The 23552-nt window shown below is 59.6% G+C and carries 20 protein-coding genes and 1 tRNA gene; 7 read left to right on the forward strand and 14 right to left on the reverse strand.

All coding sequences use genetic code 11. From position 1 onward, the window contains the following. Nucleotides 1–26 precede the first annotated feature (26 nt). The gene (locus ACTG4B_RS10690; protein ID WP_439155693.1) at nt 27–1280 is read left to right on the forward strand and encodes a DNA polymerase IV; all 1254 of its coding nucleotides are present in this window, start codon (nt 27–29) and stop codon (nt 1278–1280) included. Nucleotides 1281–1305: 25 nt separating this feature from the next. On the opposite strand, the gene ACTG4B_RS10695 is transcribed toward ACTG4B_RS10690, so the two are convergent. Beyond that, nucleotides 1306–2169, reverse strand: coding sequence for an N-formylglutamate amidohydrolase (locus tag ACTG4B_RS10695; RefSeq protein WP_439155694.1), 864 nt, complete (start codon nt 2167–2169; stop codon nt 1306–1308). A 153-nt stretch (nt 2170–2322) separates the two neighbouring features. On the opposite strand from ACTG4B_RS10695, the gene ACTG4B_RS10700 reads away from it, so the two are divergent. The 3 genes from ACTG4B_RS10700 (at nt 2323) to ACTG4B_RS10710 (ending at nt 4007) form a co-directional block, all read left to right on the forward strand. Further along, nucleotides 2323–2397: transfer RNA gene (locus tag ACTG4B_RS10700), tRNA-Val, on the forward strand. A 77-nt stretch (nt 2398–2474) separates the two neighbouring features. Then, nucleotides 2475–2600 carry a type B 50S ribosomal protein L36 gene (gene ykgO, locus ACTG4B_RS10705; RefSeq protein ID WP_010141322.1) on the forward strand — a complete coding sequence of 42 codons (126 nt, stop codon included), beginning with the start codon at nt 2475–2477 and terminating at the stop codon, nt 2598–2600. A 204-nt stretch (nt 2601–2804) separates the two neighbouring features. Then, nucleotides 2805–4007, forward strand: a complete 1203-nt coding sequence (locus tag ACTG4B_RS10710; protein ID WP_439155695.1) for an ABC transporter substrate-binding protein — start codon at nt 2805–2807, stop codon at nt 4005–4007. A gap of 90 nt (nt 4008–4097) precedes the next feature. On the opposite strand, the gene ACTG4B_RS10715 is transcribed toward ACTG4B_RS10710, so the two are convergent. The 13 genes from ACTG4B_RS10715 to ACTG4B_RS10775 form a co-directional block, all read right to left on the reverse strand. Beyond that, nucleotides 4098–5585 (reverse strand): peptidoglycan-binding protein, encoded by a 1488-nt coding sequence (locus ACTG4B_RS10715; protein ID WP_439155696.1) that lies wholly within the window; start codon nt 5583–5585, stop codon nt 4098–4100. A 16-nt stretch (nt 5586–5601) separates the two neighbouring features. Then, on the reverse strand, nt 5602–6798 hold the full coding sequence (locus ACTG4B_RS10720; protein ID WP_439155697.1) for a phenylacetate--CoA ligase family protein: 1197 nt from the start codon (nt 6796–6798) through the stop codon (nt 5602–5604). A 99-nt stretch (nt 6799–6897) separates the two neighbouring features. Beyond that, a complete protein-coding gene (locus ACTG4B_RS10725; protein WP_439155698.1) occupies nt 6898–7719 on the reverse strand; it encodes an ABC transporter ATP-binding protein in 822 nt (273 codons plus the stop codon). Nucleotides 7720–7800: 81 nt separating this feature from the next. Continuing rightward, nucleotides 7801–9084: an ABC transporter substrate-binding protein gene (locus tag ACTG4B_RS10730; RefSeq protein WP_439155699.1), complete on the reverse strand. Its 1284-nt coding sequence runs from the start codon at nt 9082–9084 to the stop codon at nt 7801–7803. Nucleotides 9085–9148: 64 nt separating this feature from the next. Then, entirely contained in the window at nt 9149–10225 is a 1077-nt protein-coding gene (locus ACTG4B_RS10735; protein WP_439155700.1) for a branched-chain amino acid ABC transporter permease, read from the reverse strand. Nucleotides 10226–10423: 198 nt separating this feature from the next. Then, entirely contained in the window at nt 10424–11422 is a 999-nt protein-coding gene (locus ACTG4B_RS10740) for a branched-chain amino acid ABC transporter permease (RefSeq protein ID WP_439155701.1), read from the reverse strand. A 14-nt stretch (nt 11423–11436) separates the two neighbouring features. Continuing rightward, on the reverse strand, nt 11437–12243 hold the full coding sequence (locus ACTG4B_RS10745) for an ABC transporter ATP-binding protein (RefSeq protein ID WP_439155730.1): 807 nt from the start codon (nt 12241–12243) through the stop codon (nt 11437–11439). A gap of 100 nt (nt 12244–12343) precedes the next feature. After that, nucleotides 12344–14299 (reverse strand): AMP-binding protein, encoded by a 1956-nt coding sequence (locus tag ACTG4B_RS10750; RefSeq protein ID WP_439155702.1) that lies wholly within the window; start codon nt 14297–14299, stop codon nt 12344–12346. A gap of 820 nt (nt 14300–15119) precedes the next feature. Further along, nucleotides 15120–15413 carry a hypothetical protein gene (locus ACTG4B_RS10755; protein WP_439155703.1) on the reverse strand — a complete coding sequence of 98 codons (294 nt, stop codon included), beginning with the start codon at nt 15411–15413 and terminating at the stop codon, nt 15120–15122. A gap of 187 nt (nt 15414–15600) precedes the next feature. After that, nucleotides 15601–18366: a formate dehydrogenase subunit alpha gene (gene fdhF / locus ACTG4B_RS10760; RefSeq protein ID WP_439155704.1), complete on the reverse strand. Its 2766-nt coding sequence runs from the start codon at nt 18364–18366 to the stop codon at nt 15601–15603. A gap of 157 nt (nt 18367–18523) precedes the next feature. Continuing rightward, complete coding sequence (locus ACTG4B_RS10765; protein WP_439155705.1) at nt 18524–19393, reverse strand: PA2778 family cysteine peptidase; 870 nt, start codon at nt 19391–19393, stop codon at nt 18524–18526. Next, on the reverse strand, nt 19351–19752 hold the full coding sequence (locus ACTG4B_RS10770; RefSeq protein ID WP_439155706.1) for a PA2779 family protein: 402 nt from the start codon (nt 19750–19752) through the stop codon (nt 19351–19353). The genes ACTG4B_RS10765 and ACTG4B_RS10770 overlap by 43 nt, the downstream gene beginning before the upstream one ends. Before the next feature lie 145 nt (nt 19753–19897). Further along, nucleotides 19898–20185 carry a YggT family protein gene (locus tag ACTG4B_RS10775; protein ID WP_439155707.1) on the reverse strand — a complete coding sequence of 96 codons (288 nt, stop codon included), beginning with the start codon at nt 20183–20185 and terminating at the stop codon, nt 19898–19900. Between the two features lie 218 nt (nt 20186–20403). Here ACTG4B_RS10775 and ACTG4B_RS10780 point away from each other — a divergent pair, with 218 nt between their 5' ends. From ACTG4B_RS10780 to ACTG4B_RS10790, 3 genes are read left to right on the forward strand one after another with little or no spacing between them, the layout of a single operon-like run. Further along, on the forward strand, nt 20404–21783 hold the full coding sequence (locus tag ACTG4B_RS10780) for an MFS transporter (protein WP_439155708.1): 1380 nt from the start codon (nt 20404–20406) through the stop codon (nt 21781–21783). Next, nucleotides 21765–22667 (forward strand): penicillin-insensitive murein endopeptidase, encoded by a 903-nt coding sequence (gene mepA / locus ACTG4B_RS10785; RefSeq protein WP_439155709.1) that lies wholly within the window; start codon nt 21765–21767, stop codon nt 22665–22667. Before ACTG4B_RS10780 ends, mepA begins: the two co-directional genes overlap by 19 nt. Next, nucleotides 22668–23519, forward strand: a complete 852-nt coding sequence (locus ACTG4B_RS10790; RefSeq protein WP_439155710.1) for an esterase-like activity of phytase family protein — start codon at nt 22668–22670, stop codon at nt 23517–23519. Nucleotides 23520–23552: the final 33 nt, after the last annotated feature.

A 23552-nucleotide genomic window follows, 5' to 3' on the forward strand; every position in this document is an offset into this window, starting at 1 on the left:
ATTTCCAGCGCCCCGTATAAAGAACCATGCCCGCCCTTTGCCGTGATTGCTTGACCACCTTCGACAGCGAAACCCGCTGCCCGACCTGCCGCAGTCCACGGGTGACACGGCACCCGGAACTTTGCGACCTGACCATCGCCCACATGGACTGCGATGCGTTCTACGCCTCGGTCGAGAAACGCGACAATCCTGCATTGGCCGACAAGCCCGTCATCATCGGCGGCGGCAGGCGGGGCGTCGTATCCACCGCCAGCGATGTGGCGCGGATCAAGGGCGTCAAATCTGCAATGCCGATGTTTCAGGCGCTTAAACTCTGCCCCGAGGCCGTGGTCGTCCGCCCCCGCTTTGAGGCCTACACAAAAGCATCCCGCGCGATCCGGGCGATGATGGAGGAACTGACACCCGTGGTCGAACCCTTGTCACTGGACGAGGCGTTCATGGACATGACCGGCACCGCCCGCCTGCATGGCGCCCCGCCTGCCGTGATGCTGGCGCGGCTGATCAAGCGGATGAAGGACGAACTGGGGCTGACCGGCTCGATCGGGCTGTCACACAATAAATTTCTGGCCAAAGTGGCATCCGATCTGGACAAGCCGCGCGGGTTTTCGATCATCGGCAGAGCGGAAACAACCGCATTTCTGCGCCCAAGATCCGTGCGGCTGATCTGGGGGATCGGCCCGGCGGCGCAAGCGAGCCTGAACGCGGCGGGCATTCGCACCTTTGATGATCTGCTGCGGTGGGACAGGCGCGACCTGCACGACCGTTTCGGCGGCATGGGTGAAAGGCTCTTTGGTCTGGCACGCGGCGAAGACGCGCGCCGTATCTCGGCGCATACACCGGTCAAGACCCTGTCCAACGAAACCACCTTTCACGAAGATACGGGCGACACCGACATTCTGGACGGGCACATCTGGCGCATGGCCGAAAAAGTCAGCGCGCGGGCCAAGGCCAAGGAAAAGGCCGGGTGCGTCGTAACACTGAAACTGAAGACATCGGATTTCAAGCTGATCTCGAAACGCCAAAGCCTGCGTCACCCCACCCAATTGGCCGATACGATCTATCGGACGGCACGGGCCTTGTTCGATCAGGCGGGCCCGCAAGGCCCCTACCGTCTTTTGGGTGTCGGTCTGTCGGAAATCACATCGGCCAGAGATGCAGACCGCGAAGGCGATCTGCTGGACCCCGATGCAGGCAAACGGGCACGGGCCGAAAAGGCCGCCGACTTGATCCGGGAAAAATACGGTGCAGACGCGATTATCAAGGGCCGCGCACTGCGCTAGCCCAAAGGGTGGTCCACCATCTCCCCTACTCGGCGGCGACCTGCTGTTCGCCGATGTGGCCGATTGCAGCCAGATCGGCAATCACTCCGTCCAGCAGGGCCTTGAAGGCGGCATACCCGTCATGCGGCGCCAACGTGCGTTCATTCATATAAAGGGCACGGTCGATTTCAATCTGAATGGCGTGCTGATTTTTGGCAGGGCGACCATAGTGCTGGGTGTTATAGGCCCCGGCAAAAGGCATGTTTCGCGCCACCCGCAACCCTGCTTTGGCAAAGGCGGCCTCGACCTGTTCAATTACGTCGCCGGACGCCGCAGCGCCAAAACGATCGCCCAACACCACTTCGGGGCGGACCCCGCCCATGGCGCCCACGTTTTCCAGCGCCTCATGCGGCATCGAATGGCAATCGATCAAGATGGCCTGCCCAAAGGCATTGTAACTCTCGTCAAGCAGCGTCTGCAGCATATCGTGATAGGGCCGCCAAGACGTCGCGATACGGTTGTGCGCCTCGGCCAGAGTGATCTTGCCACGATAAATCTGGCGGCCGTTGGCCACGACCCGCGGCACGACACCCAAACCGCTGGCGACACGCGGATTGTGCGGCGTACGGCGCACACCTGCGATCAAGGCCGGATCCAATTCATCCGGCGCGCGGTTCAGGTCAAGATATGCGCGCGGCGCAGTCGCGGTAAGCAAAGGGGCACCGTGATTCGGCGCCGTCGCGAACAGTAAATCTACAAAAGCATCCTCGGATGACCGGATTTCACGTGCATCCAGGACGGCCTGTCCAAGAAACGACGCGGGGTAGTCGCGCCCGCTGTGCGGCGAGGCAAAAACCACGCTGGTCGTGCGTGTGCCGGGGCGAACAAGATCATAAGATGAATGCGACAACTGCGGCTCCTTCCCGATCATAGATAGCGCATAATATGAAATTACCAAAAGCCCTTGATCCCCGTTCCGACTCCTTTTATACACCGCACACCTGACGCGGTTCGCCCCGCGTCCTGTTTCGTTATAGGGCGTGTGGCGAAAAGTGTTGGACATGGATGATTAGCTCAGCGGTAGAGCACTTCGTTGACATCGAAGGGGTCACTGGTTCGATCCCAGTATCGTCCACCATGCATTCGCGGGCCCCTCGGGGTCCAGACATAAACCCAAGGCGCAATCCGCGCGCCGCGACATGAAGGACACGCGACATGAAAGTCCGTAACTCCCTCCGCTCGCTCAAGCAGCGCCATCGCGATTGCCGCGTCGTGCGCCGTAAGGGCCGCGTCTATGTGATCAACAAGACGCAACGCCGGTTCAAGGCCCGTCAGGGCTGAACCTGCGCATCAGCAGCAGAAAACAAAGGGTCGTGCCGGTGGCGCGACCCTTTTTCGTTGCGCAAGGCCTTTTGCTGTCACTGCCTCCGGCAGAAAGTTGACAGGCATCTGCCGTCGTTGCACCGCTTCGGTATGGCCATGATGCAGGCATTGCGCCTACGATAGCGTAATGCTTTCGCACAATACGAAAAGGACCGTTTGACCATGATATTTCGCGCCTTGAAACCGGTAACGCTCGCAATGACGCTCACCCTGTGCGGCTCTGCCGCGTTGGCCCAAGACGCAATTTGCGACGGTGCGGGCCGCAATGGGCAATGGATCGGCGGGGACGAAGCGGGTTCGGATATCGCGACCGTCGGCAATTACCTTGAACAAATGGCGCTGGTGATGGGCGGCAACGAATATGTGTCTCTCTTCACGCTGACCCAAGTGACCGACGTCAGGGTCGAGGCGGCAGGCCGCGGTGCAGGTGATCCGATCATTGATCTGCTTGACAGCACTGGTGGCGTCATCCTGTCAGATGACGATTCAGGCGGCAGCGCGGCATCGCGCGCGGAAACCACCCTTGTGGCGGGAACCTATTGTATGGCCCTGCGCAGTTACGACGGCGGTCCGATGACCGCATTTGTGCGGATCGGCCGGACCGAACATGCCCCCCTTACCGAGGGGACCAGTGCCAATGTCGCGGGCGACGATCTTGGCAGCTGTGAAACAGCCACCTCACTGGGGGGCATTGGCGCAAGCGCCACTGGCTCTGTCGATGAGATCCCCTATTGGGCTTTCACCCTTGAACGTCCGACCGCTGTCAGCATCCGCGCAGAAAACCAGGATGCCGATCCGGTGCTGACCCTATACGGACCGGATGGTGCGCTTATCGCCGAAAATGATGATTTCGACGGGCTGAACCCGCAGCTTGACATGACCGAGCCGCTGGCCGCCGGCACCTATTGCATCGGGGTCACCGCGCTGAACGACACCGCACTGCCGATCTCGGTCAGTGTCAACGCCTATGATCCCGAGACTGCGCTGAACAGCCTTTATGCCCGCGGAGAGGCCGCACCCCCACTTGACGGCAGCGTCGCGTTCACTTCGCTTGGGACACTACAGACACGTCTGCGGCAGGATGTGCAGGCCGCCAGCGACGTGACATGGTTTACCGTGGATGTGGCTGAAAGCAGCCTGTTGCTGGTCGAGGCCATCGCAGCGGGCAATAGTGACCCATGGCTGATCGTTTACGATGATCTGGGGCGCGAGATCGGGCAGAATGACGATTACGGCGACGGCTTGGACAGCATGGTGATCGGCCGCGTCCAGGAAGGCACATATCTTATCGGCGTCAAACGGTATGAAGACGGTCAAGGGTTCATCCGGTTGCTGGTTGAACGGTATGTGCGCGCGACCGAATAGGACGCCCGCATAACCAACAAAAGCCCCCGCCTGTCACATCATGCGGGGGCTTTGCGTCATGGCGACCGGTGGCAACCCAGCGCGCGGATTTTACCGCCCCAACGTATCGGCCAGCAGGCGCGCCAGCGTTGGCTGGTTCAGATAGCCCGTGGCCGGCAGGTTGCGCCGGGTCTGATAGCGGGCGATGGCACTGCGCGTATCGTTGTCAAACTGCCCATCGACCCGGCCCGGATCAAACCCCAGCTGGTCCAGCCTGCTTTCGATCAGCCGCGCCAGAATAGGGTTGATGTTCAGGGCCTCTTCCTCGGAGCGGGCCAGATCGTTGCCTTGTGATTGATCGCGCGGCGGCTCTTGCGGCACGTTTAGTGCCTCGCGCGCTTCTTGGGCGAACAGACCTTCGGGGTATCGGTCCAGGTAGATGCGATAGCCTGCTTCATCCCCCTGCGCGCCGGTTTCCTCCCAAAAGGCACGGTCAAGCCGTTCCGCAGTGGCACGGGCTTCGGCCTCTTCCGCGGCAATTTCGGCTTCGCGCCTGCTGGCCTGCCCGTCAATGCGGCTGATCTGTTCAGCGGTCAGATACCCTGTCTGCGCAAACCCGTTGGTCTGCTGCCAGTTGCGGATCGCACCGCGGGTGCCGGGGCCGAATATGCCATCGACACCGCGTGTGTTGTAATCCAGCAGAGTCAGGTTTTGCTGGATCGCGCGGCGTTCGTTGCGCGAAAGGTTTAACGCATCCTCTGCCAGTTCGGCCATCCGCACAGGGTCGTTTTCGATTTCGTCCAGACGCCGACGTGCCTCGGCGGCATAGGGGCTATTCGGATAGGTAAAGAGGAAATTGCGATAGCTGTCGGCGGTATTCGTCTCTTGGGCGCTCTCCCAGAAACCCTGTGTTGGATCAACGACAGGCGCCTGCACCACAGGGACATCATCAGGTTGAAGGATCAGGCTTTGCGGCACATAACCCTGTGCGGAAAACCGGCGATTGTCGCGCACATAGCCCATGACATTGCGACCGGGGCGGGCGATAGCATCTGACAGAACATCATCGGTCTGGTTGGGCGGGCTGATCACCACAGTCACCCCCTGTGGAATATCCAGTTCACCCAGCCCTTCGCGCAGGTAATCACCCTGCGCATCATTCGCCCCTGTATCAAGGCCCAGCACCAGCACCGCCTGCCCCGGCACGCGCGCCAACACAGCCATCAGGCTGTCCAGCGACACTGCTGTGTTGCCCATCGTGAACAGGTCGGGCTGATCCGCATCGGCGGTCAGGAACCATGTGCGCCCGCCATCGGTGACAAACCGCCCCGACAGGCCCACGACCAGCCGGTCGGCATCGTCCACCTCGGCCAGAAAGTCACCCAGCACGCGCCGGGTATCTCGGGACGATCCGTTCGTCAGCGCGGCAACGACATAGCCGGCATCGCGCAGATCGTCATCCGCCCGGGTCACATCGGCACCACCCGACAGGCGGCGCAATTCCTGATAGCGTTCCACCCCGATCAAAAGGGCCGCATCATCAGCCAGCGCAGGCACGCCCAGCGCCATCAGGGCCGTTGTCAGAAACACGTTTCGCATCAGGGTACTCCTTCGTTCAGGTCTCGTATGTCCGGCGGTCCTCGATCACGAGGCCGTCGCGCGGCAATGTTCCGGGGGCGCAGCATTGCACATCCCCTTTCAGCTTCAGCACATCCTGCACCGCCACAGCGATGGCAGTGGGGTCAAGCCCGTCACCTTCAACCTGCACGATCATCGTATCAGCGTCGCCTGCACGGTCGGCGATCACGCGCGCACGGCCCGCACCGGTTTTCGCAACCAGGTCGGCCACCTGTTCGGGGCGCACGAACATCCCCTTGATCTTGGTGGTCTGGTCGGCCCGTCCCATCCAGCCCTTGATGCGCATATTGGTGCGCCCGCAAGGGCTTTGCCCAGGCATCGCCGCGCTCATATCGCCTGTAGCAAAGCGGATCAGCGGGTAATCGGGGTTTAGCGATGTCACCACAACTTCACCCACCTCGCCCACCTCAACCGGTGTGCCGGTGCCGGGGGTCACGATCTCTACGATCACGCCTTCGTCCACGATCATCCCTTCACCGGGCATCGTTTCATAGGCGATATGGCCCAGATCGGCAGTGGCATAGCATTGCAGGCATGTGATGCCACGATCCGCATAAAACTGGCGCAGCTGCGGAAACAGCGCGCCACCCGACACGGCGGCCTTGGTAATCTGCAGGGTCACGCCCATTTCAGTGGCCTTTTCCAGAATAACCTTCAGGTAATCCGGCGTGCCCGCATAGGCGGTCGTGCCCACATCAACGGCTGAACGCACCTGCAATTCGGTCTGGCCCGTGCCCGCAGGCAACACGGTGGCCCCCACGGCCCGCGCGCCATTTTCAAACATCGTCCCCGCTGGTGTCAGGTGATAGCCAAAGCAGTTCTGCACGATATCGCCCTTGCCGATGCCACAGGCATGCAGGAAACGGCCAAAGCGCCACCAGTCATGGCTGGATCCGCCCGGTTCATAGATCGGACCGGGGGATTGAAAGATATGACTGGGGTGCGTCACAGCCATACCACCGAAAGGGGGGGCCGCTTTTTGAAGTTTGGCCAGATCCGATTTGCGCAGCACGGGCAACAGCGCCAGATCAGCCAGCGATTTAATTTCGACATCCGGCAGGTCAGACTTTTCAGTCGCGCGCAGGCGCAACAACTGTTTTTGCAACAAGGCCATTTGCCGGGATTCACGGCTTTCTGCGGTCTGCGTTTCCAGATCGTCGTAGTGGGTCATCATTGCATTCTCCTGTCCGTCATCATGGCAATTCGGACAAGCAACGCTAGACCCCGCACCGCCTGCTATTCAATAACCAGTCTTGAACTGCCCACACAACGCTTACGCCAGCCAGCGCTTGCGGCGGCGATAGCTGCGCACATCGCGAAACGATTTGCGGCCCTCGTCCGACATGCCCAGATAGAATTCCTTCACATCCGGATTCTCGCGCAACTCGGCTGCCGGTCCTTCCATCACCACGCGCCCGCTTTCCAGAATGTATCCCTGATGGGCGAAACGCAGGGCAACATTGGTGTTTTGCTCGGCCAGCAGAAAGGACACCCCTTCATTTTCATTCAGGTTTTTCACAATTGTGAAAATCTCTTCGACCAGCTGCGGCGCCAGACCCATCGACGGTTCGTCCAACAGGATCGTTTCAGGGCGGGACATCAGGGCGCGCCCAATCGCGCACATCTGCTGTTCACCACCCGAGGTATAGCCTGCCTGGCTTTTGCGGCGCTCGCGCAGACGCGGAAAGTAATCATAGACCATCTCAAGGTCGGCACTGACCGCCCCGGTGCCGTCGCCACGCGTGTAGGCGCCGGTCATCAGATTTTCCTCGATGGTCAGATGCTCGAAACAATGGCGGCCTTCCATCACCTGAATGACACCCTTTTTCACCAGATCGGAGGGCGACAGATGCTGCACCTTTTCACCGCGATAGATGATGGACCCTTTGGTCACTTCACCCCGCTCGGATTGCAACAGGTTCGAAATCGCCTTGAGCGTCGTGGTCTTGCCTGCGCCATTGCCACCCAGCAGCGCGGTAATTCCGCCTTTGGGCACATTCAGCGACACGCCTTTAAGGACAAGGATGACGTGGTTGTAGATCACCTCGATATTGTTGACCTCAAGTAAGGTCTCGGTCTTGGCGCTGTCCAGCATCTTGGCCTCTCTTGGCTATGTCATCTTGCCAGAAATTCTTGGAATACGGGCGGCCGCCAAGGGCCGCCCGCCATGGTCAAATCACAGGCAACCCGGTGTGATGTTGTTTTCCGCTGCAAAGGCGGCGGAATCCTCGGCGATCAGCGGGTCGATCACACTGTCATCTGGCGCGATGAAATCGGTCAGCGGCACCCAGACACCGTCAGCCGCGTTCCACTGCTGCACAAGCCCCTGACCGGACCCACCGTGGTTTTCGCACGAAACCGAGAAGACCGGTCCGATACCACCCATACCCAGTTCTTCCATCCGGGCCTCGGTGATGTCCAGCGCCTCCATGCCGTCGCGAACCATGGTTGCGGTCACTGCGGAAACGCCATGGATGTCCTGTGCATTTGCAATCGCCTCGGCAGCCAGCATCGCGGCATACATGCCCCGCACATATAGCACCGAACCAAGGTTGCTGCCGTCACCCGCTGCATTACCTGCATCGTGGACCAGCGTCTTGATTTCCCCCAGCACGGGATAGTCCTGCACACGGTTCATGTTCAGCGACTTGTAGCCATCAGCGGCCATGCCCGCAGGGGTCACGTCATGTTCGGCACCGGCCCACCAGTTACCGATGAAATTTTCCATCGGGAACCCAATGTTCGCAGCTTCCTGCACAGCAACCTGGTTCATCACGCCCCAGCCCCACATCACAACGTAATCGGGACGTTCGCGGCGAATTTGCAGCCACTGCGATTTCTGTTCCTGGCCCGGGTGATCCACGGCCAGCTGGGTCAGTTCAAACCCGTGCTTCGCCGACAGCTCCTCCAGCGTGCGGATCGGTTCCTTGCCGTAGGCAGAGTTGTGATAGACCAGCGCGATCTTCTTGCCGTCCAGCGATCCACCGTTTTCATCCAGCAGATAATTCACGGCCACAGATGCGGCATCCCAATAGTTCGCAGGATAGTTGAAAACCCAGTTGAACACTTCGCCATTGGCAGCGGACGTGCGGCCATAGCCCATCGTGTGCAGGGGAATGCCATCCGCCGTCGCCTTGGGGATCAACTGATAGGTGATGCCCGTAGACAGCGGTTGATAGATCAACGCGCCTTCACCCTTGGTCGCTTCGTAGCATTCAACGCCTTTTTCGGTGTTGTAGCCGGTTTCGCATTCGATCAGCCGGATCGCTTCACCGCCAATGCCCCCGTCACGGGCGTTCAGCAGGTTGAAGTAGTCCTGATAGCCGTCCGAAAATGGCGTGCCGCCCGCCGCATACGGGCCGGTCCTATAGCTGAGATCAGGAATGACCAGTTCGGCCATCGCAGGTCCGGCGGCCATTGCCCCGGCCAGGGCCATTGCGGCTAGTGTCTTGAGTGTCATCGGTTCTTTCCTCCCATTGGTTGATCCGATTTGTCGTGAACCGGGGTTCGGCCCCGGCTTTTTGCTAATAAGGAAACGGCCAAAGCCGTAGTTTTTCCTTTGTCAAACGCCATATCTGCGCCAGACCATGCGGTTCCTTGATCAGGAAAAACATGATCAGCCCCCCCACGATGACCAGTTGCAGGTGCGCGACAAGATCAGTGGGCCAGCCCAGCAGGTCGACGCCGATCACCTTGAGGGCGACCGGCAGCAACACCAGAAATGCCGCCCCCGCGAAGCTGCCAAAGATAGACCCCAGCCCGCCAATAATTACCATGAACAGCACCAGAAACGACTTCTGGATGCCGAATGCCTCGCCCACCTCGACCGCGCCCAGATAGACGGCAAAGAACAACGCCCCTGCAATCCCGATAAAGAACGACGACACCGCGAATGCGGTCAGCTTGGCCTTCAGCGGGTTCACCCCGATGATTTCCGCCGCGATATCCATGTCACGGATCGCCATCCACGAACGGCCGATCGTGCCCCGCGTCAGATTGCGGGCCAGCAAAGCACAGGCCGTCAGAAACACCAGACAGATCATATATTTCGCCGGAGCAGATGTATTCGCCCCGGTCACTGCAAAACCCCCGACAAACCGTTCGGGCGCATTGATCTGGCCGGATGCAGAGTAATTGTAGAACCAACTGACCTTGTTGAACATCCAGACAAGAAAGAACTGCGCGGCCAGCGTGGCCACCGCCAGATAAAATCCCTTGATCCGCAGTGATGGCAACCCAAACGCCGCCCCGACCGCAGCTGTGATCACCCCGGCAAGCATCACATGAATGACGATGGATACATCGGGAAAGCTGGTCATCAGCTTGTAACAGGCATAGGCCCCCACCGCCATGAACCCTCCCGTGCCTAGACTGACCTGCCCGCAATAGCCCACCAGAATATTCAACCCGATGGCCGCAATCGCATAGATCAGAAACGGTACGAAAATCGCATTGGCCCAATAGTCGTTGATCAGGAACGGAATGACGCCAAAGGCAATCGCCACGACCACCCAAAACCCGATCCGGTCGAACCTGATCGGAAAAGTCTGGCTGTCCGTCTCATAGGATGTCTTGAAATCACCTGCTTCACGATAGAGCATTAGGGCTTGTTCCTTCTCAAAAACAGAGTGACCACAATAACTGCTGCAATGCCGACGGCTACTGAAAGCCAAACTGTCGCCCATGCATCAGAACCCTGAGCGCTGCCAAACCCTCGAAAACGCAAATCGGCATAAGCAACGAATCCAAGCACGACAGCGGCAATCGCTATACACCCGCCGGTGATCAATGCTGCGATGTCAAACCCTCTCAATGATCTTCTCCCCAAACAGCCCCTGCGGACGGAACACCAGAAAAATCAGCGCCAGCATATAGGCAAACCAGTTTTCGGTAGCCCCACCTAGGAACGGCGCGCCGATGGTATATTCAAACAGCTTTTCGCCAACGCCAATGATCAACCCGCCCACAATCGCACCGGGGATCGACGTAAAGCCCCCCAGCATCAGCACCGGCAGCGCCTTCAGCGCGATCAGCGACAGCGAAAACTGCACACCAGATTTCGCCCCCCACATCACACCCGCAACCAGTGCGACCAACCCGGCCAGCGACCAGACCAGCACCCAGATGAAATTCAGCGAAATGCCCACCGACAATGCCGCCTGATGGTCATCGGCCACGGCCCGCATCGCGCGGCCCTGCTTGGTATACTGGGCAAAGGCGATCAGCCCTATTACCAGCACCGCTGCCACGACGGTCGCCACCATGTCCAATTTGTCGATAAAGAACCCGTAGAAATCCTCACCACCCAGACCGGATGTCAGATCCTCCACGAACATGGACCCCCCCTGCGGCAAGCCCAGCGCAAGGGTCTTGATATCCGACCCCCACATCAGATCACCGACACCTTCCAGAAAATAGGCCAGACCAATCGTCGCCATGAACAGAATGATCGGCTCTTGCCCGACCAGATGGCGGAACACGAATTTCTGCACCGCCCAGGCAAAAAACACCATGACCACCAGCGTCAACAGAATCGCAAGAAGCGCGGGCACCTCCCAGCCGAAATTGTGGATGTCCGTGCCAAAAACTGCGTTGATCAAATGGCTGAAAGGCACCTGCCCTTCCATGACCCCGACCAGTGTCAGCGCCGCGAACAACGCCATGACGCCCTGCGCATAGTTGAAGATGCCGGATGCCTTGAAGATCAACACAAATCCCAGCGCCACCAGTGCGTAAAGCACTCCGGCCATCAGGCCGTTGATGACAACCTCGATGCCGTAAAGGAAATCAGCAGACATCAGTCACACCTCGTTCAGTCATGGGCCACCCCCAGATAGGCATCGATCACCTCTTGGTTTCCACGCACCTCTTCCGGCGTGCCGTCCCCGATCTTGCGACCGTAATCCATCACAACCACGCGGTCACTGATATCCATCACCACCCCCATGTCGTGTTCGATCAGGGCAATAGTCGTCCCGAACTCATCATTCACATCAAGGATAAAGCGGCTCATGTCCTCTTTTTCCTCAACATTCATGCCCGCCATCGGCTCGTCCAGCAACAGCAACTTTGGCTCTGCCGCCAGCGCGCGGGCCAGTTCGACACGCTTTTTCAACCCATAGGGCAAACGGCCCACGGGCGTCTTACGGATCGCCTGAATTTCAAGAAAATCGATAATGCGTTCCACCACCGCGCGGTTCGCCACCTCTTCGGCCTGCGCCCGCCCGTACCACACGGCCTGCGCCAACATGCCCGCTTTCATATGGGTCAGCCGCCCGGTCATGATGTTATCCAACACGGTCATGCCTTCGAACAGGGCGATATTCTGGAACGTCCGGGCTATCCCCAAACGCGCCACTTGAAACGGCTTCATTGGCGGCCGCTTTTGCCCGCGAAACCAGACTTCGCCCTCCTGCGGATGATAAAATCCCGAAATAACGTTCAGCATCGATGATTTGCCCGCGCCGTTGGGGCCGATGATTGCACGAATTTCCCCTTCGCGGATATCAAAGGAAATATTCTTGATCGCCTCGACGCCGCCAAAACGCAGCGTTATGCCGCGCATGTCCATCAAGACGCCACCAATGGTGCGACCATCCTCGGTCACATAAGGCTCCATACTGTCCTTCACGCAACACCCCCGTCATCTTGCCAGAAACACTCCCGCCAGAGGCAACGGGATGGGGGGCGGGGCGATAGCGAAGCTGAGCGCCGAACCGTCATTCCGCTGCGACCTGTCGCGCAGGCGCGACAACCGCATCCCGCAAATCCAGCGTCGCCTTGATCTTGCCCTTCCGGCCATCCTCATAGGTCACTTCTGTCTCCGTATAAATCTCGTCCTTACCGGCATACAGCGCATCGATCAGATCGGCGTATTTATCTTCCACTGTCCGGCGACGGACCTTGCGTGTCCGGGTAATCTCGCCATCATCGGGGTCCAACTCCTTGTGCAGCACAAGGAACCGATGCACCTGACAGCCCGCCAGCATCGGATCGGCGGCAACCGATTTATTCACCTCCGCCACATGATCGGAAATCTGCGCCAGCACCTGGCTGTGCTGCGACAATTCCTGATAGCTCGAATAGGCGATGTTGTTCCGCTCGGCCCAGTTGCCCACCGCCGTCAGGTCGATGTTGATGAACGCCACACAATAGTCGCGGCCCGCACCAAACACGACCGCCTCAAGGATATTGGGGTAGAACTTCAGCTTGTTTTCAACGTATTTCGGCGCAAACAGGCTGCCATCGGCCATCTTGCCCACATCCTTGGCGCGGTCGATGATCCGCAGATGGCCGGTGCCTTCCTCGATGAAACCGGCGTCGCCTGTTGCAACCCAGCCTTCGGGGTCCTTGGTGCCGGCCGTGCTTTCGGCGTTCTTGTAATACTCGACGAAAACACCCGGCGAGCGATAGAACACCTCGCCGTTTTCGGCGATCCGCAACTCTACCCCTGGCGACGGAACGCCCACTGTGTCGCTGCGCACCTCGCCATCGGGTTGCTGTGTGATGAAAACCGTCGCCTCTGTCTGGCCATAAAGCTGCTTGAGGTTGATCCCCAAAGCCCGGTAGAAATCGAAAATCTCGGGGCCGATCGCCTCTCCTGCGGTATAGCCCACCCGCACGCGGCTCAGCCCCAGCGTATTTTTCAGCGGGCCATACACCAGCAGATTACCCAACCAATACCGGAATCGGTCCATGCCGCTCACAGGTTTGCCATCCAGAATGGCGGGACCGACACGGCGCGCAACCGCCATAAAATGATCGAACAGCCATTTCTTGATCCGGCTCGCGTCCTCCATCCGGATCATCACGGTGGTCAACTGGTTTTCGAACACCCGCGGCGGGGCAAAGAAATACGTTGGCCCGATCTCGCGCAGGTCGGTCATCATCGTGTCGGGGCTTTCGGGGCAATTTACGCAGAACCCCGCCCACATCGCCTGACCGATGGAAAAGATGAAATCGCCCACCCAGGCCATAGGAAGATAGGCCAGCACCTCGTCGCCCGCCTTCAGATGATCGAATTCAGCGGAGTTTTTCGATGTTTCGATCACATTGCGGTTCGACAGCACAACACCCTTGGGCCGCCCCGTCGTGCCGGAAGTATACAGCATCACACATGTGTCGTCATAGGTGCGCGCGGCAGAGCGTGCATTGACCTCGTCGATGCGTCCCGACGCGCGCCCGGCCTTTTGCACATCCGCATAGCTGGTCATATGGGAATGATCGTATTTGCGCAGGCCGCGCCCGTCCAGATAGATCACATGTTCCAATTCATGCAGGCTGGCGCGCACATCCGCGATCTTGTCCACCTGTTCCTGATCGCCCACAACGGCAAACCGCGCGCCGCAGTGTTCCATCGCATAGGCGACTTCCTCGGCGGCGGCATCCTGATACAGCGGCACCGGCACACAGCCGATCCGCTGCGCCGCGACCATCGCCCAATAGAGCGCGGGGCGGTTGCGCCCGACAATGGCAATATGGTCGCCCACATCCGCGCCCATCGTCAGCAACCCCATGGCCAGCGCGTCGATTTCGGCGGCGGCCTGCGCCCAGGTCCAGCTTTGCCAGATCCCGAATTCCTTTTCGCGGTAGGCGGATTTTGCGCCATGCTGCGCCACGTTCCGGGCCAGAAGGTCCGGAATGGATGTGACTCCGCTGCTGGCACTCTCGTTCATCGCAATGATCCTCCCTCACTGACTTTGCGCCAGCGCCGGGGCGAGTCGCCTCCCCGCGATCCACCCCTTTGAGGTATACTGTGGGCAAGCCCCCCGATCCGTCAAATCATTTTTTGAACAAGCGTTCAGTTAATGGGTTTTCTGATCCAACGCGTCTAAAGATGCCAATGGGCGAAATGAGGGAAGGCTCGTTTGGAGTGCCGAAGGCGAGAATTTTATTCGTATTGCATCGACGTTGCGATCTGAGTTTCCAAACACAAATATCATTCAGGAGTATGGCGAGCGACTCCGTTGGTCTGGATAATCTTCGCATTCTCTCATGTGCGCCAGCGCTCGCTCAGACTCTTTGGGGAACATTTCCGTAGCTAGGTCCCACCATGCGTGCGGAGAGCTTGGGGCAAGTTCGTCAACCGTATCAATGATTTCATTCCGCCAAATTCGAAGCAGTTTAAGAATGACATTGAGCGAGTATGAACGTCCGTCGGAAACAATTTCTGCTTGACCACTGTCGCCACCGCGACCAGGCAGAAGTATCCCATATTCATCGACAGAGGTGGCCAGTAAAATGGAAGACCAATCGGTGTGGAGCATTCGTTCACACGTGGATGGAGCGCCTAGTGTCGGTCTACCCAAGCGTCCCGCATCACCGCCATCGCCTCCAATTATAGTGCCATCCCCTTCATGATGGCCTCCTCCGCCATCCCCGCCTTTAGCGCCCCGTACATTCCCGCCACGTCCGCCCCTACCACCAATTGCAGTTCCGCTGTTCCCTCGAACTTCGGATGATCCGCCATGACCGCCACGAGGGAACTTATCGCGTTCAAGCATCGCCACCGTCCCCACCAATCGCCTTGCCCCTTGCGCCAACAACTTTGGCGTTTCCACCATCGCCACCCTGTCCAAAATGTCCTCCGCCAGATCCTCCCCTTCCACCATAAGCCTCGCCATCAGCATTCTTGACGATTGCATCACCACCACGACCAGCCGCAGCCTTCTGGCGTCTTACGGTGATGATGAAAAACACAATAGCCACGACAGCGCTAATTACTGCTGCCCAAGCTCCGACCCCGGCATTCCACGGTTGTGATAAGAACGTTCGAATGCTCTCAATCAATTTGACACCCCTTAATTCCAATCTATCGCCCTAACGCTACCACAAACGGACAGGTCTCGCTATCTGCTTGGCAACTTGGCTAGAATTCGATTCTCGAAAGTCTGCGCCGCCCCTCCAAACAGATAGTGAAGCTATTGATCCCGAAGTATCGAATCAGCTTGGGGGTTTTCAGCGCATCCTTTGCCCCCTACTCCGCCGCCACCTCTTCCTCCACCTTTTCCACCCGCACCGCTGAAAACTTGAACTCGGGAATCTTCCCGTAAGGGTCCACTGCCGAATTGGTCAGGATGTTCGCCGCCGCCTCTACATAGGCAAAGGGCAGGAATACCATGTCGAGGGCGACCGCGCGGTCGGCGCGGGCCATGACGGTGATGCTGCCGCGCCGTGTGGTCAGTCGCAGCATGCCGCCCGGTTCCACGCCCAACTGACGCAAGGTTGCGGGGTGCAGGGAACAGTTTGCCTCTGGTTCCACGGCATCCAGCACCTTTGACCGCCGCGTCATTGATCCGGTGTGCCAGTGTTCCAACTGCCGCCCTGTCGTGAGGATCATCGGATAATCCGCATCAGGCGTATCGTCAGGTGCGATCACGTTGGCGGGTGTGAACCGCGCGCGTCCATCGGGGCGGGGGAAACCATCTGCAAAGACAATGGGTTGGCCGGGATCGGTGGGCGACAGTGACGGGTAGGTCACGGCGCTGTCCGCTTCCAGCCGGTCCCACGTGATATTGTTCAGCGACCGCATCACCTGCGCCATCTCGGCAAAAACTTCGCGCGGGTGGGCATAGGTCCAGCCAAGGCCCAGCCGCCGGGCCAGTGCGACCGTGATCCACCAGTCTTCGCGCGCGTCACCGGGGGGCGACATGGCAGGGCGCCCCATCTGGACCTGCCGGTTGGTGTTGGTCACGGTGCCGGTCTTTTCGGCAAAGGCCGACGCCGGCAGAATGACATCGGCGAAATTCGCGGTTTCTGTGATAAAGATATCCTGCACCACAAGGTGGTCGAGCTTGGCCAGCGCATCGCGCGCATGTTCAACGTCGGGGTCGGACATGGCAGGGTTTTCACCCGAGATATACATACCCTTGATGTCCCCCGCATGGACCGCGTCAAGGATTTCGGTCACGGTCAGGCCCTTGTTGGGGTTAATTTCGCCTTCCTCCCAGATTCTGCCAAAGGCGTTGCGTACGCGCGGGTCGCCCACGGGCTGATAATCCGGCAGGAACATCGGGATTAGGCCCGCGTCAGACGCGCCCTGCACGTTGTTCTGCCCGCGCAGCGGGTGCAGCCCCGCGCCGGGGCGGCCCACCTGCCCCGTCATCAACGCAAGGCTGATCAGGCAACGCGCATTGTCGGTGCCGTGGATATGCTGGCTGACGCCCATTCCCCAAAAGATCATCGCAGCCTTCGCGCCGGCGAATGTGCGGGCGACATCGCGCAGGGTTTCCGCCGGAATACCGCAGATGCCTTCCATCTTTTCAGGTGCGAAATCGGCAAGATGCTCTTTCTCTGCCTCCCAGTTTTCGGTGTAGGCCTCGATATATTGCTGATCGTACAGCCGTTCTTGCACGATCACATGCATGATCGCGTTCAGCAGGGACACATCGGCACCGGGCCGGAATTGCAGCATATGTGACGCATGGCGTCGCAGCGCCTGACCACGCGGGTCCATCACGATCAGCTTACCGCCGCGTTTGGCGAATTGCTTGAAATAGGTCGCAGCGACGGGATGGTTTTCAATCGGGTTGGCCCCGATGACAATCGCCACATCCGCATTTTCGATCTGGTTGAAGGTCGCAGTCACAGCGCCGGAACCGACATTTTCCATCAGCGCGGCCACGGATGACGCATGGCAAAGCCGCGTGCAGTGATCGACGTTGTTATGACCGAACCCCTGACGGATCAGTTTCTGGAACAGATACGCCTCTTCGTTGGTGCATTTGGCCGAACCGAAGCCTGCGATTTCGCGCCCGCGTCCCTTCAGGCCGTTCGCGGCAACGTCCAGCGCCTCGTCCCATGTTGCTTCGCGAAAGTGCGTTTGCCAGTTGCCGGGATCGACGTTCAGACCCTTGGCGGGGGCATCGTCGCGGCGGATCAGGGGTTTGGTCAGGCGGTGGTCGTGGTGGATATAGTCGAAACCGAACCGGCCCTTGACGCAAAGTCTGCCTTCGTTGGCGGGACCGTTGATACCTTCGACGAATTTGATCTTGTCGCCCTTGACCTTGAGACTGACCTGACACCCAACCCCGCAAAAGGGGCAGATCGATTTCACTTCACGGTCAAAATCGGCGGTATCACCCTGTTGGTTTTCGTCTGTCACAGTGGCGGGCAACAGCGCACCGGTGGGGCAGGCCTGCACGCATTCGCCGCAGGCCACGCAGGATGATGCGCCCATGGGATCATCCATGTCGAAAACCGGATAGGCATCCTGCCCCCGGCCGGCCATGCCGATCACGTCGTTCACCTGCACTTCGCGGCAGGCACGCACGCAAAGCCCGCACTGGATGCAGGCATCAAGGTTCACCGACATCGCCACATGGCTGTCGTCAAGCAGCGGGATGTGGGTGGCGTCTTTTGTGGGGAAGCGGCTTTGGCTGACGCCCTGCTTGCCGGCCATATCCCAGAGGTGGCTGGATTTGTCGTGGGCTACGGCCTGTTCCGGCTGATCGGCGACCAGAAGTTCCATGACCATCCGGCGGGCCTGCTTTTCGCGCGGCTGGTCCGTCGTGACGACCATGCCTTCGCTGGGTTCGCGGATGCAGGATGCCGCAAGCGTCCGTTCGCCATCAATAGCGACCATACAGGCGCGGCAGTTCCCGTCGGACCGGTAACCGGGTGCTGGTTTATGGCACAGATGCGGGATCACAAGGCCCCGGCCATGCGCGACCTCCCAGATCGTTTCACCCGGCTGGGCGGTCACGGTTTGGCCATCAAGTGTGAAAGTGATCGGGTCTGCCATCGGGAATCTCCGCCTAGTGGTTGGGCAGAATAGACCATGCGCCCCAAATCGCCGAAAGGTCAGGGGCGACTGTGATAGGCGTTTTTGCGGCAGCGCACATTTCCGATAGGGAACATTGGTTGCGTTTCGCGGCCCGCAATGTCGATTTCAACCCACACTAGCCTGACAATTCGCTTTCAACATGCGCAAGGTTCGCACGCACTTCGGGGATTGATGGGGCAATCGCGCGCGCGCGCCGCAATGCCTGCCGCGCCCCCTGCAAATCGCCCAGCGCATAGCGGGCATTGCCCAGTCCGAACGGCCACAGCCAGTTTTGGGGCCAACGGGCGCCCCCCCCCTGATACAGCGTCGCAGCTGCCTGAAATTGCCGCGCTCGTTCCAATGCGGCAGCAGCGCTCAGCACGTCCTTCTCTGACACGCTGACCGGCAGTTCATCGGGCGGCAGCACGACCAATCCCCACTGACTTCCCCGCCGCCATGTCCGTTCAAAGACGGCAAAGGGCATCACCATCTGGTCGCGTTGGCCCGAATTCAGGTAAACCTCATCGCGGTCAAAATCATAGCCGGTCACGACACCGTAATGCCAGACAGGCGCAATCCCCAAACCAAGGTTCTGGAACACGATCACCGGATGACCGGCGGCGACTTCGGACAACAGTTGATCAAAATCTCCGATCTCGACGGCAAGCTGCCCCTTGCGCCGCGCACTACCGATCATGTCAGCCAGATAGGTGCCTTCTGCGCCGGGGCTAAAGGCAAGGGCCGCGATATCGTCTTGCGTCACATCATGGCCCGCCCATTGCATGACCATCGCAAGGGATGCGGGTCCGCAATAGAACGCCTCTTGACGGATCAAAGGCACGCCCTGCACTGCGGCGCGGGTCGGGACATCGGATTGCAGGCGCGTGTCGGGATCGAAAGGCGGCGCACAGGCCGCCATCCAGACACATGCCAGCAGACAGGAAACGCGCCGCAGGATAACCGCTAGCGGGCGCAACGGGTAAAGCTGAAGATCCGGGTAAAGCAAAGAATGTCCGTCAGCAGCAAAATGACGAAGACCGTAAACAACGTGCCAACAATGTCGGCACCGGCAGATCCGTCTTCCATTTGCTGCACGATCGTGGCGACTTCGGCATCGGACAGGGCGGCAAGACGCTGCTCCGCCTCTGCGGGGTCGACGCCCTGTTCAATCATCGCCGCCTGCACATCGTCACGCTGCATCGCGTCCAGCAGGAAACTGCGGTCGGCATGAACGGTATATTTTGTAATCGCCGCGTCCGTGCCGATCATTTCGGCCTGCGCCATGGTCACGGCCTGCGTCGCCAAAACCAGCTGCGCGGACAGCACAACGGCAACACCGGTTTTCGTCAAATTCAAAAGCCCCATAGGATCAATTCCTTTGTTTCGATTGCGCCATCCTCGCGCGCAAATCGCATTTTCATTGCGGCGCAGTCTTTAAGAATTTCATCCACGAAGCAACCCTTTGGCAACCTCGGCCCGCCACATGAGCGGGAACCTGTCGGTCTGCCGGTCAAAGAAATGTGGCCGCATTGTTGATCAGCAGGATGCGCAAAATCTCGATTCCGATCAGGGCCACGATGGGCGACAAGTCAATCCCGCCAAGGTCAGGCATGAACCGGCGGATGCGCGAATACAGCGGGTCAAGAATACGTTCCAGCGTATACCACACCTGCCCGACGAATTGTTGGCGGATGTTCAGCACCTCGAACCGGATCAGCCAGCTCATGATGAAATGCGCAAAGATGAAAAAACGGGCGACCCCGAGGATCAACAGCAGGATTTGAAAGATCGATACCATGTTTGCGCAGTCCTTTTTATATGCCCGCCTGATCTAGGGGTTTGCGCCCGATCCGGCAAGTCCGTTGCTTGCCCGCACGGGCACAGACGTGGATTGACGCCAACGCGGCAGAACCCCTGCGCCCGGTCGGAAATGGCAGGACCGACTGCTAAACCATTGCTTGCAAAGGTCCTGCCTGCCGGTGTCTTATCCCCGCAAAGAAAAGCAGGGACAGGCACATGGCAGTCAGCAAGAAACGCATCTGGGGATGGATGGCCTTTGATTGGGCCTCACAACCGTTCTACACGCTTGGCCTGACCTTTATTTTCAGCCCGTATTTCGCCACGGTCGCAGCAGATTATTATATGGCACAAGGCACCGACAGCGGACAGGCCCGTGCCCAAGCGCAAAGCCTGTGGTCATCGGGCCAGACCATCGCCGGGTTGATCATCGCGTTTACAGCACCTTTTCTGGGGGCTTGGGCCGACAGATCAGGGCGCAAGATCCCGTGGATCGCGTTCTTTTCGGTTGTTTACATCATTGCCACATGGATGTTGTGGGGGCTGACGCCGGATGGCAGCCGGCTTGTCTGGACGCTGGTGATTTTCTACATCGGATTTATCGCAGCAGAGTCTGCCCTGAATTTCGTGAATGCCATTTTGCCGTCGTTGGGCACCGACGACGAAATCGGGCGCATTTCCGGCTCTGGTGCCGCGTTCGGCTACTGGGGCGGGGTGCTGGCTCTTTTTGCGATGCTGCTGTTTCTGGCCGAAAACGATCAGGGGGTCACATTACTTGGCATTGCGCCGCTGTTCGGGCTGGACCCTGATATGCGCGAAGGCACGCGATCTGTCGGGCCGTTCATCGCCATCTGGTTCGCCATCTTCATGGTGCCGTTCTTTCTGTTCGTGCGCGACGCGCCCCGCGTCAAGGGTGCCGTGATGCGCGGCGGCACGGTGCTTAGCGAACTGGCCACGACCTTCAAGTCCCTGTTTGTACGCCGCAGCCTTGGGTTTTTCCTGCTGTCGTCCATGTTCTATCGCGATGCGCTGAACGCGCTTTATGCCTATGGCGGGGTCTATGCCCGGCTTGTGCTGGACTGGAGCATCATCCAGATCGGCGTTTTCGGCATCGTCAGCGCGATCACGGCGGCCATCGCCACATGGGTCGGCGGACTGGCCGATCAGCGGTTCGGGCCCAAGCCGGTGATCACCGCGACGGTCATCATGCTGGTCGCGGTCAGCACGATCATCGTGGGCATGTCGCGCGCCAGCCTGTTCGGTATCCCACTGGCCCAAGGGTCACTGATCCCCGACATCATTTTCTATTTTTGCGGCGCAGCCATCGGCGGGGCTGGGGGGGCGGTTTATGCCGCGTCACGCTCGATGATGGTGCGCCACACTCACCCCGACCGCCCAGCCGAGGCATTCGGCCTGTTTGCCCTGTCCGGCAAGGCGAGTGCTTTTCTTGCCCCGGCGCTGATCGCGCTTTTCACTTGGGCGACAGGGAATGTGCAACTGGGATTCCTGCCCGTCATCATCCTTTTCCTGACCGGGCTTTTCCTGCTACGCTGGGTCAACAAGGAAGGAGATCGCGCACAATGGTCCGTTTCGTCATAGCAGCAATTCTTGCCCTTGGTCTGTCAGCCTGTCAGGCAGACGACCCACCGGAAATGGCCCTGTCCACCCAGAACGCAGGCGACACCCGTGTGGCCAAAAATCTGTTTGGCGCGATGCCAGTGGCATCACGGCAACCACCGCAATCATTTGGTGGCTACGCAAGGGGCTGTCAGGCGGGGGCCGCGCAACTGGCCGAAACCGGCCCCACATGGCAGGCCATGCGCCTGTCGCGCAACCGCAACTGGGCGCAGCCCGAAACGGTTGAATTCATACAGGACCTTAGCCGGTTTGCCGCCACCCAGCCGGGGTGGTCCGGACTATATGTCGGAGATATCAGCCAGCCGCGCGGCGGCCCGATGCTGACAGGGCACGCAAGCCACCAGACCGGGCTGGATGCTGATATCTGGATGCTGCCACCACAACGACTGAACCTGAGCGTGCAGGAACGCGAAGAGATTTCTTCGATCTCCATGCGCCGAAATGCCGGTGCCTTTACCAATGACAGCTGGACACCACAGCACGCGGCGATTGTCCGCGCCGCCGCATCAGACCCGCGCGTCGCGCGCATTTTCATCTTTCCCGGCGCCAAGGTGGCAATGTGCAATTCAGCGACCGGCGACCGCAGCTGGCTGAACAAGGTGCGTCCGTGGTGGGGGCATCATTATCATTTCCACGTGCGGCTGAACTGCCCCGAGGGCGCCGCAGGCTGCACCGATCAGCCCCCGCCGCCCAGCGGTGACGGCTGCGCCGAGGCGCAGGGCTGGGTGGACCGTATCCTGAACCCGCCCCCCCCAGACCCAAACGCGCCGCCACCCACCCCACGGGCCGAGCTGACAATGGCCAACCTGCCGGGCCAGTGCCTTGGCGTGCTGAACGCCGACTAGGTGCGGCACAGTCTGTGGCTTCTTGCCCTGCTCTGGGCCGCGCCGCTTTGGGCAGACGCAGTGCTGATCGGGCACTACCACTGGCAATCGGATGATCCCGTGTTTGGCGGCTTTTCGGCGATTGATGTGACCGACGACGGTGCGGGCTTTGTCGCGATCAGTGACCGGGGTGGTTTTACATCGGGACGATTCAAACGCGAACATGGCGTGATCAGGGCGATTGACGCCGCGCCGGTGCAGCCCCTGCGCGGCACCGGGGGCACCCCGATTGCCGCAGGCGAAAACGACAGCGAAGGTCTGGCCATTGGCGCGGATGGGCAGGTTTTCATTTCATTCGAGGGTGTGCATCTGGTGCGGCTGTTCGACAGCGCATGGAGCAAATCAACCCCTCTGCCCCGCCCGCGAGACTTTGCCGACATGCAGGCCAACGCCTCGCTCGAGGCGCTTGCGATTGGCCTTGATGGTGCGCTTTATACCATGCCGGAGCGGTCAGGGCGGGCAGACCTGCCGTTTCCGGTTTACCGGTTCAAGGACGGGCGCTGGGACCAGCCATTCCACATTCCACGACGCGGGGCATTCTTGATCGCAGGTGCCGATATCGGCCCGGATGGGCGGCTTTACCTGCTGGAACGGGACTTTGCAGGGATCGGTTTCCGCAGCCGCGTGCGGCGGTTCGATCTGACGGGTGGCCGTGAAGAAGCGCTATTGCAGACAAGCACGGGCACCCACGGCAATCTGGAAGGTATCAGCGTCTGGCAGGATGCTTTTGGGCTTCGGCTGACGATGATCGCCGATGATAATTTCCGCTTCTTCCAGCAAACAGAAATCGTCGAATATCGATTGACGGATTGACACACGGGGGTTAATTCACCCCGTCCCCGATCG

This window comes from Yoonia sp., from assembly GCF_965660735.1.
Classification (GTDB): Bacteria; Pseudomonadota; Alphaproteobacteria; order Rhodobacterales; family Rhodobacteraceae; genus Yoonia.